The organism is Streptomyces sp. NPDC029122 (assembly GCF_055569445.1).
The window spans coordinates 1-10979 of sequence record NZ_JBVHWK010000019.1 but is presented as its reverse complement, the minus strand read 5'-3'; the positions used below and the strand labels follow the sequence as shown (position 1 = coordinate 10979).

8 protein-coding genes and 1 pseudogene are annotated in these 10979 nt (G+C 71.6%); 1 reads left to right on the top strand and 8 read right to left on the bottom strand.

The genetic code is table 11. The features are described 5' to 3' along the window. Window positions 1–75: 75 nt before the first annotated feature. The 8 genes and pseudogenes from pyrF to pyrR form a co-directional block, all read right to left on the bottom strand. Window positions 76–873 (bottom strand): annotated as a pseudogene (gene pyrF / locus ACZ4WZ_RS21745) (orotidine-5'-phosphate decarboxylase); the annotation flags it as partial. After that, on the bottom strand, window positions 870–1979 hold the full coding sequence (locus tag ACZ4WZ_RS21740; RefSeq protein WP_467892647.1) for a quinone-dependent dihydroorotate dehydrogenase: 1110 nt from the start codon (window positions 1977–1979) through the stop codon (window positions 870–872). The pseudogene pyrF and the gene ACZ4WZ_RS21740, both read right to left, overlap by 4 nt. A gap of 87 nt (window positions 1980–2066) precedes the next feature. Next, entirely contained in the window at window positions 2067–5375 is a 3309-nt protein-coding gene (carB, locus tag ACZ4WZ_RS21735) for a carbamoyl-phosphate synthase large subunit (RefSeq protein WP_467892646.1), read from the bottom strand. After that, window positions 5368–6510, bottom strand: coding sequence for a glutamine-hydrolyzing carbamoyl-phosphate synthase small subunit (carA, locus tag ACZ4WZ_RS21730; protein WP_467892645.1), 1143 nt, complete (start codon window positions 6508–6510; stop codon window positions 5368–5370). Before carA ends, carB begins: the two co-directional genes overlap by 8 nt. Further along, the gene (locus ACZ4WZ_RS21725; RefSeq protein WP_467892644.1) at window positions 6507–7088 is read right to left on the bottom strand and encodes a PH-like domain-containing protein; all 582 of its coding nucleotides are present in this window, start codon (window positions 7086–7088) and stop codon (window positions 6507–6509) included. Before ACZ4WZ_RS21725 ends, carA begins: the two co-directional genes overlap by 4 nt. Continuing rightward, complete coding sequence (locus tag ACZ4WZ_RS21720) at window positions 7085–8398, bottom strand: dihydroorotase (RefSeq protein ID WP_467892642.1); 1314 nt, start codon at window positions 8396–8398, stop codon at window positions 7085–7087. The genes ACZ4WZ_RS21725 and ACZ4WZ_RS21720 overlap by 4 nt, the downstream gene beginning before the upstream one ends. 2 nt (window positions 8399–8400) lie before the next feature. Next, window positions 8401–9390, bottom strand: coding sequence for an aspartate carbamoyltransferase catalytic subunit (locus tag ACZ4WZ_RS21715; RefSeq protein WP_467892640.1), 990 nt, complete (start codon window positions 9388–9390; stop codon window positions 8401–8403). A 108-nt stretch (window positions 9391–9498) separates the two neighbouring features. Then, a complete protein-coding gene (gene pyrR, locus ACZ4WZ_RS21710; RefSeq protein WP_467892638.1) occupies window positions 9499–10086 on the bottom strand; it encodes a bifunctional pyr operon transcriptional regulator/uracil phosphoribosyltransferase PyrR in 588 nt (195 codons plus the stop codon). A 249-nt stretch (window positions 10087–10335) separates the two neighbouring features. Here pyrR and bldD point away from each other — a divergent pair, with 249 nt between their 5' ends. Then, window positions 10336–10836 (top strand): transcriptional regulator BldD, encoded by a 501-nt coding sequence (bldD, locus tag ACZ4WZ_RS21705; RefSeq protein WP_007263032.1) that lies wholly within the window; start codon window positions 10336–10338, stop codon window positions 10834–10836. Window positions 10837–10979: the final 143 nt, after the last annotated feature.

Sequence of the window (10979 nt, the reverse complement as noted above, 5' to 3'; positions counted from 1 at the left end):
TCCCACCCCCCCCCCCCCTCCCCCCACCCCCCCCCCCCCCCCCCCCCCCCCCCCCCCCCCCCCCACCCCCCCCCCCGAGGCGCGCAGGGCGGCGGCGTCCGGACCGTGCTTCAGGACCCCGCGGGAGACGTTCGGGACCACGTTGGCGACGGCGGCGCCGAAGACCGCCGGCAGGTCCGCCGCGGTCGCGCCCTGGGCGCCGATGCCCGGGGCCAGCAGCGGGCCGTTGATGTCCAGGTCGAACGAGGACAGGTCGCCCAGCGTGGCACCGACCACCGCGCCGAAGGAGCCCATGGGCTCGGCTCCCGCGTTCTCCGCCGCCAGGTGGGCCAGCATGGTCGCGCCGATCGAACGGCCGTCCTCGCGGACCGCGCGCTGGACCTCCGCCCCCTCCGGGTTGGAGGTCAGGGCCAGGACGAAGAGACCGGCGCCCGACCGGCGGGCCAGCTCCACGGCCGGGGCGAGCGAGCCGTAGCCCAGGTACGGGGAGACCGTCAGGGCGTCCGAGAACAGCGGGGAGGCGGGGTCCAGGAAGGCGGAGGCGTACGCGGCCATCGTGGAGCCGATGTCACCGCGCTTGGCGTCCATGACCACCAGGGTCCCGGCGGCACGGGCGTCCGCGACGGTCCGCTCCAGCACCGCGACGCCCTTCGAGCCGAAGCGCTCGAAGAAGGCGGCCTGCGGCTTGAAGACGGCGACGGACTCGGCCAGGGCCTCGACGACCGTGCGGGAGAACCGCTCCAGACCGGCGATGTCGTCCCCCAGGCCCCAGGAGGCCAGCAGGGCGGCGTGCGGGTCGATCCCCACGCACAGGGGGCCACGGGAGTCCATGGCGGCGCGCAGCCGGGTTCCGAAGGGGGTCACAGGGCTCACAGCGCGGCCTTTCGGGTCTCCGCGCCCACGGCCTCGGCCAGGGTCGCGTACGGGCTGGCGGCCAGGCGCGCGGCCAGGCCCTTGTGGATGGCGCGGGCGTAGAACGGGCCCTCGTAGACGAAGGCGCTGTAGCCCTGGACCAGGGTGGCTCCCGCCAGGATCCGCTGCCAGGCGTCCTCGGCGTTCTCGATGCCCCCGACGCCCACCAGGACCAGGCGGTCGCCGACGCGCGCGTACAGGCGGCGCAGGACCTCCAGGGAGCGCTCCTTGACCGGGGCGCCGGACAGCCCGCCGGTCTCCTCGACCAGGGCGGGGGCCGACTTCAGGCCGAGGCCCTCGCGGGCGATGGTGGTGTTGGTGGCGATGATGCCGTCCAGACCCAGCTCCAGGGCGAGGTCGGCGACCGCGTCGACGTCCTCGTCCGCGAGGTCGGGGGCGATCTTGACCAGCAGCGGCACCCGGCGGTCGGTGACCGCGCGGTCGGCGGCTTCCCGCACCGCGGTCAGCAGCGGCCGCAGGGACTCCGTGGCCTGGAGGTTGCGCAGGCCCGGGGTGTTCGGCGAGGAGACGTTGACGACCAGGTAGTCCGCGTGGCGGGCCAGGCGCTCGGTGGAGACCACGTAGTCGGCGGCCGCCTCGGCCTCCGGAACCACCTTGGTCTTGCCGATGTTGACGCCCACGACGGTCCGGAAGACCGGGTTGCGGGCGCCGAGGCGGGCGGCGACGGCGGCCGAGCCCTCGTTGTTGAAGCCCATGCGGTTGATCAGCGCCCGGTCGGGGACCAGGCGGAAGAGGCGCTTCTTGGGGTTGCCGGGCTGCGCCTGGCCGGTGACGGTGCCGATCTCGATGTGGTCGAAGCCGAGCATCGCCATGCCGTCGATGGCGACGGCGTTCTTGTCGAAGCCGGCCGCGAGCCCGAAGGGGCCGTGCATCCGCAGACCGAGCGCCTCCGTGCGCAGGGACGCGTACCGCGGTGCCAGGACGGCCGCGACGAAGGTGCGCAGCACCGGGACGCGGGCGGCGAGGCGGATCCACCGGAAGGCCGTGTAGTGGGCCCGCTCGGGGTCCATCCGCTTGAAGACCAGGTTGAAGAACAGTTTGTACATCGTCCGAAAAGTCCCTTCTGCGCTCAAGAAGAGGGGGACACCCGGCGCGGTTCTCGCGTCCGGTGTCCCCCTCTCCGCTACGGGCTGCTAGTCGCGGGCGGCGTTCAGGTGCTCCGCGTGCTCCTGGAGGGAGCGCACGCCGACGTCACCGCGGCTGAGCGCGTCGATGCCCTGCACGGCGGCGGCGAGCGCCTGGACCGTGGTCAGGCACGGGACGCTGCGCGCCACGGCGGCCGTACGGATCTCGTATCCGTCGAGGCGGCCGCCGGTGCCGTACGGGGTGTTGACGATCAGGTCGACCTGGCCGTCGTGGATCAGCTGGACGACGGTCTTCTCGCCGTCCGGGCCCTCGCCCTCGCTGAACTTGCGCACCACGGTGGCGTTGATGCCGTTGCGGCGCAGCACCTCGGCGGTGCCGGAGGTGGCGAGCAGCTCGAAGCCGTGGGCCACGAGCTCGCGGGCCGGGAAGATCATCGAGCGCTTGTCGCGGTTGGCGACGGAGATGAACGCGCGGCCCTTGGTCGGCAGCGGGCCGTACGCGCCGGCCTGCGACTTGGCGTACGCCGTGCCGAAGACCGTGTCGATGCCCATGACCTCGCCGGTGGAGCGCATCTCCGGGCCGAGGACGGTGTCCACGCCGCGGCCGTGGATGTCGCGGAAGCGCGACCACGGCATGACGGCCTCCTTGACGGAGATCGGCGCGTCCAGCGGCAGGGTGCCGCCGTCGCCGGTCCTGGGCAGCATGCCCTCGGCGCGCAGTTCGGCGATGGTGGCGCCGAGCGAGATGCGGGCGGCGGCCTTGGCGAGCGGGACGGCGGTCGCCTTCGAGGTGAAGGGGACGGTCCGGGAGGCGCGGGGGTTGGCCTCCAGGACGTAGAGGATGTCGCCCGCCATCGCGAACTGGATGTTGATCAGGCCGCGGACGCCGACGCCCTTGGCGATGGCCTCGGTGGAGGCGCGCAGGCGCTTGATGTCGAAGCCGCCGAGGGTGATCGGGGGCAGGGCGCAGGCCGAGTCGCCGGAGTGGATGCCGGCTTCCTCGATGTGCTCCATGACGCCGCCGAGGTAGAGCTCGGTGCCGTCGTAGAGGGCGTCGACGTCGATCTCGATCGCGTCGTCGAGGAAGCGGTCGACCAGCACGGGGCGGGTCGGGGAGATCTCGGTGGACTCCGCGATGTACGACTCCAGGCGGGTCTCGTCGTAGACGATCTCCATGCCGCGGCCGCCGAGCACGTAGGACGGGCGGACCAGGACCGGGTAGCCGATCTCGTCGGCGATCGCCTTGGCCCCCGCGAAGGTGGTGGCGGTGCCGTGCTTGGGCGCGGGCAGGCCCGCGTCGGCGAGGACCTGGCCGAAGGCGCCGCGGTCCTCGGCGGCGTGGATGGCCTCCGGGGAGGTGCCGACGACCGGGACGCCGTTGTCCTTGAGCGCCTGGGCGAGGCCCAGCGGGGTCTGGCCGCCGAGCTGGACGACCACACCGGCGATCGGGCCGGCCAGCGACTCGGCGTGGACGATCTCCAGCACGTCCTCGAGCGTCAGCGGCTCGAAGTACAGGCGGTCGGAGGTGTCGTAGTCCGTCGAGACGGTCTCGGGGTTGCAGTTGACCATCACGGTCTCGTAGCCGGCGTCGCTGAGGGCGAAGGAGGCGTGGACGCAGGAGTAGTCGAACTCGATGCCCTGGCCGATGCGGTTCGGACCGGAGCCCAGGATGATCACCGCGGGCTTCTCGCGCGGGGCGACCTCGGACTCCTCGTCGTAGGAGGAGTAGAAGTACGGGGTCTTCGCGGCGAACTCGGCGGCGCAGGTGTCGACCGTCTTGTAGACCGGGCGGACGCCCAGCGCGTGGCGGACCTCGCGGACGACGTCCTCGCGCAGGCCGCGGATCTCCGCGATCTGGACGTCGGAGAAGCCGTGGCGCTTGGCCTCGGCGAGGAGCTCGGGGTGGAGCTTCTCGGCGGCGGCGAGGTCGTCCGCGATCTCCTTGATCAGGAAGAGCTGGTCGACGAACCAGGGGTCGATCTTCGTGGACTCGAAGACCTCTTCCTGGGTGGCGCCGGCGCGGATGGCCTGCATGACGGTGTTGATGCGGCCGTCGGTCGGGCGGACCGCGGTGGCCAGCAGCTCGTCCTTGTCGCCGGGCTCGCCGACGAAGGTGAACTGGGAGCCCTTCTTCTCCAGGGAGCGCAGGGCCTTCTGGAGGGCCTCGGTGAAGTTGCGGCCGATGGCCATGGCCTCGCCCACCGACTTCATGGTGGTGGTGAGGGTGGCGTCGGCGGCCGGGAACTTCTCGAAGGCGAAGCGCGGGGCCTTGACGACGACGTAGTCGAGGGTCGGCTCGAAGGAGGCCGGGGTCTTCTCGGTGATGTCGTTGGGGACCTCGTCGAGCGTGTAGCCGATGGCCAGCTTGGCGGCGATCTTGGCGATCGGGAAGCCGGTGGCCTTCGACGCGAGCGCCGAGGAGCGGGAGACGCGCGGGTTCATCTCGATGACGATGACGCGGCCGTCGACCGGGTCGATCGCGAACTGGATGTTGCAGCCGCCGGTGTCGACGCCGACCTCGCGGATGATCGCGATGCCGATGTCGCGCAGCCGCTGGTACTCGCGGTCGGTGAGCGTCATCGCCGGGGCGACGGTGATCGAGTCACCGGTGTGCACGCCCATCGGGTCGAAGTTCTCGATGGAGCAGACGACGACCACGTTGTCCTTGGTGTCGCGCATCAGCTCCAGCTCGTACTCCTTCCAGCCGAGGATGGACTCCTCCAGGAGCACCTCGGTGGTCGGGGAGAGCGTGAGGCCCTGGCCGGCGATGCGGCGCAGCTCCTCCTCGTCGTGGGCGAAGCCGGAGCCGGCGCCGCCCATGGTGAAGGAGGGGCGCACGACGACGGGGTAGCCGCCGAGGGTCTCGACGCCCGCGATGACGTCGTCCATCGAGTGGCAGATGACCGAGCGGGCGGACTCGCCGTATCCGATCTTCGCCTTGACCGCTTCGACGACGCCCTTGAAGAGGTCGCGGTCCTCACCCTTGTTGATGGCCTCGACGTTGGCGCCGATGAGTTCGACGCCGTACTTCTCCAGCACACCCTGCTCGTGCATGGAGATCGCGGTGTTGAGCGCGGTCTGGCCGCCGAGGGTCGGGAGCAGCGCGTCGGGGCGCTCCTTCGCGATGATCTTCTCGACGAACTCGGGGGTGATCGGCTCGACGTACGTGGCGTCGGCGATCTCCGGGTCGGTCATGATCGTCGCGGGGTTGGAGTTGACCAGGATGACCCTCAGGCCCTCGGCCTTGAGGATGCGGCAGGCCTGGGTGCCGGAGTAGTCGAACTCGGCGGCCTGGCCGATGACGATCGGGCCGGAGCCGATGACCAGGACGGACTGGATATCGGTGCGCTTAGGCACGCTCGGCCTCCATCAGAGATACGAAGCGGTCGAAGAGGTACGCGGCGTCGTGCGGGCCGGCGGCCGCCTCGGGGTGGTACTGGACGGAGAAGGCCGGCTGGTCGAGCAGCTGGAGGCCTTCCACGACGTTGTCGTTCAGGCAGACGTGCGAGACCTCGGCGCGGCCGTAGGGGGTCTCGGACACCTGGTCGAGGGGCGCGTCGACGGCGAAGCCGTGGTTGTGCGCGGTGATCTCGACCTTGCCGGTGGTGCGGTCCTGGACCGGCTGATTGATGCCGCGGTGGCCGTACTTCAGCTTGTAGGTGCCGAAGCCGAGCGCGCGGCCCAGGATCTGGTTGCCGAAGCAGATGCCGAACAGCGGGGTCTTGCGGGCGAGGACGCCCTGCATGACGGAGACCGCGTGGTCGGCGGTGGCCGGGTCGCCGGGCCCGTTGGAGAAGAACACGCCGTCGGGGTCGACCGCGTACACGTCCTCGACGGTGGCGGTGGCGGGCAGCACGTGCACCTCGATGCCGCGCTCGGCCATCCGGTGCGGGGTCATGCCCTTGATGCCCAGGTCCACGGCGGCGACGGTGAACTTCTTCTCGCCGATCGCGGGGACGACGTACGCCTCCTTGGTGGCGACCTCGGCGGAGAGGTCGGCGCCCTTCATCTGCGGGGACTCCAGGACGCGGGCCAGCAGGGCCGCGTCGTCGGCGACGGCCCCGCCCGAGAAGATGCCGACGCGCATGGCGCCGCGCTCGCGCAGGTGGCGGGTCAGGGCGCGGGTGTCGATGCCGGAGATCCCGACGACGCCCTGCCCGGCCAGCTCCTCGTCCAGCGAACGCCGGGAGCGCCAGTTGGAGGGGACGCGGGCGGGGTCGCGCACGACGTAGCCGGACACCCAGATGCGGGAGGACTCGGGGTCCTCGTCGTTCACGCCGGTGTTGCCCACGTGGGGGGCGGTCATCACGACGACCTGCCGGTGGTACGACGGGTCGGTCAGGGTCTCCTGGTAGCCGGTCATGCCGGTGGAGAACACGGCCTCGCCGAAGGTCTCCCCCACGGCGCCGTAGGCGCGGCCGCGGAAGATCCGACCGTCCTCCAGGACGAGTACGGCGGGAGCTTTGGCTGCTCCCCTGGTGGAGGTCGTCATCGTTCGGCGCCTTCCGTCGTGGTGGTTGAGTTCATGAGATTGATCGCTTCGACCCAGGCGGCGTGCTCGGCGGCCCGGTCGGAGCGGAATCCGGAGTCGATCAGCTTGTCGCCGTGCGCCCAGGTGACGACGAGCAGGCCGCCCTCGGTGAGTACCTTGCCCGCGATTCCCTTGTCGAGGCGGGCGCCGCGCAGCTGCGCGGCCGGTACGAAGAAGTCGGTTGCCCCCGGACGGACCACGTCGAGGCCCGCGTCGGTGAGGGTGAGCTCGACCCGGCTGCGGACGCCGAGCCCGTGGGCGACGATCCGGTCGAGCCACTGCCCGGCGGTGGTGGACCCGTGGTACCGGCCGGTCAGGGCCAGCCGGTGCTCGGGAAGACCGCCGGGGGTGACGGGCAGCTCCGGCAGATCGCTCTGCAGGGCGCCGCGCCATTTCCAGCCCTGCCGCATCAGCCAGTACACGAACGCGATGAAGACGAGCAGGCCGAGCACCCACGCCATGCGGGGGCCCCAGTCCGTCACCTCCGCCGACTGTCGTTCGGCGGCCTCGGCGGCCAGTTGGATCACTGCAGGTGTCACGCCAGTTTCCCGTCCACGACCGTTGCCCGGCCCCGCAGGAAGGTGTGAGTGACGCGTCCCGGCAGCTCACGGCCCTCGTAAGGCGTGTTGCGGCTGCGGGAGGCGAAGAGTGCGGGGTCCACGACACCACGGTACGAGGTATCGACCAAGGTCAGGTTCGCGGGTTCACCTGCCGAGACGGGCCGGCCGTGCCCCGGGAGGCCGCCGATGCGCGCCGGAGCGTGCGACATCCGCTCCGCGACGCCCGTCCAGTCGAGCAGTCCGGTCTCCACCATCGTCTGCTGGACGACGGAGAGCGCGGTCTCCAGGCCCACCATGCCCATGGCGGCGGCGGCCCACTCGCAGTCCTTGTCCTCGTGCGGGTGCGGGGCGTGGTCCGTGGCGACGATGTCGATCGTGCCGTCGGCGAGCGCCTCGCGCAGGGCCATCACGTCGCGCTCGGTGCGCAGCGGCGGGTTGACCTTGTAGACCGGGTTGTACGAGCGCACGAGCTCGTCGGTGAGGAGCAGGTGGTGCGGGGTGACCTCGGCGGTGACGTCGATGCCGCGGGACTTGGCCCAGCGGACGATCTCGACGGAGCCGGCGGTGGAGAGGTGGCAGATGTGCACGCGGGAGCCGACGTGCTCGGCGAGCAGCACGTCGCGGGCGATGATCGACTCCTCGGCGACGGCCGGCCAGCCGCCGAGTCCCAGCTCGGCCGAGACGATGCCCTCGTTCATCTGGGCGCCCTCGGTCAGGCGGGGCTCCTGGGCGTGCTGGGCGACGACGCCGCCGAAGGCCTTCACGTACTCCAGGGCGCGGCGCATGATCACGGCGTCGTCCACGCACTTGCCGTCGTCGGAGAAGACGGTGACGCGGGCGGCGGACTCGTGCATGGCGCCCAGCTCCGAGAGCTTCTTGCCCTCCAGGCCGACGGTGACGGCGCCGATGGGCTGTACGTCGCAGTAGCCGGACTGCTTGCCCAGGCGCCACACCTGCTCGACGACGCCGGCGGTGTCGGCGACGGGGAAGGTGTTGGCCATGGCGAAGACGGCCGTGTAGCCGCCGGAGGCGGCCGCGCGGGTGCCGGTGAGGACGGTCTCGGAGTCCTCGCGGCCGGGCTCGCGCAGGTGGGTGTGGAGGTCGACGAGGCCCGGGAGGAGGACCTGGCCGTCGGCCTCGATGACCTGGGCGCCCTCGGCGGACAGCCCGGTGCCACTCCAGTCGATTTCGCCCGTCCGGGCGGTGGCGGCGATGGTCTCGCCGTCGATCAGGACGTCCTGCGCCTCGCCGCCGAGGACCTTCGCGCCGCGGATAAGGATCTTGCTCATGGTTACTTGGTCTCCTCGGTACGGGCGGCGGCGGGGGTGGTGACGGCGGGCTCGGAGCCTCCGAGCAGCAGGTACAGGACGGCCATGCGGATCGAGACGCCGTTGGCGACCTGCTCGACGACCGTGCAGCGGTCGGAGTCGGCGACCTCGGCGGTGATCTCCATGCCGCGGACCATGGGGCCGGGGTGCATCACGATGGCGTGCTCGGGCATCCGGGCCATCCGGGCGGCGTCCAGCCCGTAGCGGCGGGAGTACTCGCGCTCGGTCGGGAAGAAGGCGGCGTTCATCCGCTCACGCTGCACACGCAGCATCATGACCGCGTCCGACTTCGGCAGCACCTCGTCGAGGCTGTACGAGATCTCGCAGGGCCAGTTCTCGACGCCGACCGGCACCAGGGTCGGCGGGGCCACCAGGGTGACCTCGGCGCCGAGGGTGTGCAGCAGGTCGACGTTGGACCGGGCCACGCGGCTGTGCAGGACGTCGCCGACGAGGGTGATCCGGCGGCCGTCGAGGCCCTTGCCGAGCCCGGCGTCCCGGCCGACCAGGCGGCGGCGCATGGTGAACGCGTCGAGGAGGGCCTGGGTGGGGTGCTGGTGGGTGCCGTCGCCGGCGTTGATCACCGGGGCGTCGATCCAGCCGGAGTTCGCGAGCCGGTACGGGGCGCCGGAGGCGTGGTGGCGGATGACCACGGCGTCCACGCCCATGGCGGCCAGGGTCTGGGCCGTGTCCTTGAGGGACTCGCCCTTGGAGACGCTGGAGCCCTTCGCGGCGAAGTTGATGACGTCGGCGGAGAGGCGCTTCTCGGCTGCTTCGAAGGAGATCCGGGTACGGGTCGAGTCCTCGAAGAACAGGTTGCAGATGGTGAGGCCGCGCAGGGTGGGCAGCTTCTTGATCGGCCGGTCGGCGACGCGGGCCATCTCCTCGGCGGTGTCGAGGATCAGGACGGCGTCGTCGCGCGTGAGGTCGGCGGCCGAGATGAGGTGGCGCTTCATCTGGGTGCTCCGTAAGTCGGGAGGGCAGGCAGGCGGGCTGACGGTGGTGCGGCGGGGCAGGGCAGGGCTCGGCACGGGCCCCCGCGAGGGGTCCCGTACGCGCGGGGGTTACTGCCCTGCTGCCCGGGCGGTCCGCTGGCCGAGCAGCACGGCGTCGCGGCCGTCCTCCTCCTGGAGCTGGACCCTGACGGTCTCGCGCAGCGAGGTGGGCAGGTTCTTGCCCACGTAGTCGGCGCGGATCGGGAGTTCGCGGTGGCCGCGGTCGACGAGGACCGCGAGCTGGACGGCGCGGGGGCGGCCGATGTCGCCGAGCGCGTCGAGGGCCGCCCGGATCGTGCGGCCGGAGAAGAGGACGTCGTCGATGAGGACCACCAGGCGGCCGTCGATGCCGTCGCCCGGGATCTCGGTGCGGCCGATCGCCCGGGCGGGCTTCAGGCGCAGGTCGTCGCGGTACATGGTGATGTCGAGGGAGCCGACCGGGATCTTCGTCCCGGTGATCTCCTCCAGCTTGGCGGCCAGCCGGCTGGCCAGGTACACACCGCGGGTGGGAATGCCGAGGAGCACCACGTCGTCGGCGCCCTTGGCGCGTTCGACGATCTCGTGGGCGATACGCGTCAGGACCCGGGCGATGTCCTGCGCCTCCAGAACGGGGCGCATCTCTTCATCGGCCGAGACCTGGGAAGTCGTACTGTCCATGAAAAGGACCTCCTTCTCCGCCTCACGGGACGGACCTTAAAGGACGTCTGATGTACGCCGACCACGGTACCAGGGGTCGGCGCCCGGCTTCGCACCGGACCCCGGTGATCCCGCTCGTAAGTGGGCGGGGAAGAGGATTCGGCTTGACGCATCCACGTAACGCTGCGTAACCTCACAGTGAGTTACCAGCCGCGCGGCGGAGCCGCATGGTCTCCATGTAGTCACAGCGTCACAGCGTCCGGGAGCGTTATGTCCAGCGAATACGCCAAACAGCTCGGGGCCAAGCTCCGCGCCATCCGCACCCAGCAGGGCCTCTCCCTCCATGGTGTCGAGGAGAAGTCGCAGGGCCGTTGGAAGGCCGTGGTGGTCGGTTCCTACGAGCGCGGGGACCGCGCCGTGACCGTCCAGCGCCTCGCCGAGCTGGCTGACTTCTACGGGGTTCCGGTCCAGGAACTGCTGCCGGGCACGACCCCCGGCGGGGCGGCCGAGCCGCCGCCGAAGCTGCGCCTCGACCTGGAGCGCCTGGCGGGCGTCCCCGCCGAGAAGGCCGGCCCGCTCCAGCGCTACGCCGCGACCATCCAGAGCCAGCGCGGCGACTACAACGGCAAGGTGCTGTCGATCCGCCAGGACGACCTGCGCACCCTGGCCGTCATCTACGACCAGTCCCCCTCGGTCCTGACCGAGCAGCTCATCAGCTGGGGCGTCCTCGACGCCGACGCGCGTCGCGCCGTGGCCCACGAGGACATCTAGTCCCCGGGGGCCCGTCCAGGCCCAGCAGAAACGTTACCGGGGGGGGGGGGGGGGGGGGGGGGGGGGGGGGGGGGGGGGGGGGTGTGGGGGGGGGAGGGGGGGGGGGGGGGGGGGGGGGGAGGGGGGGAGGGGGGGGGGAGGAG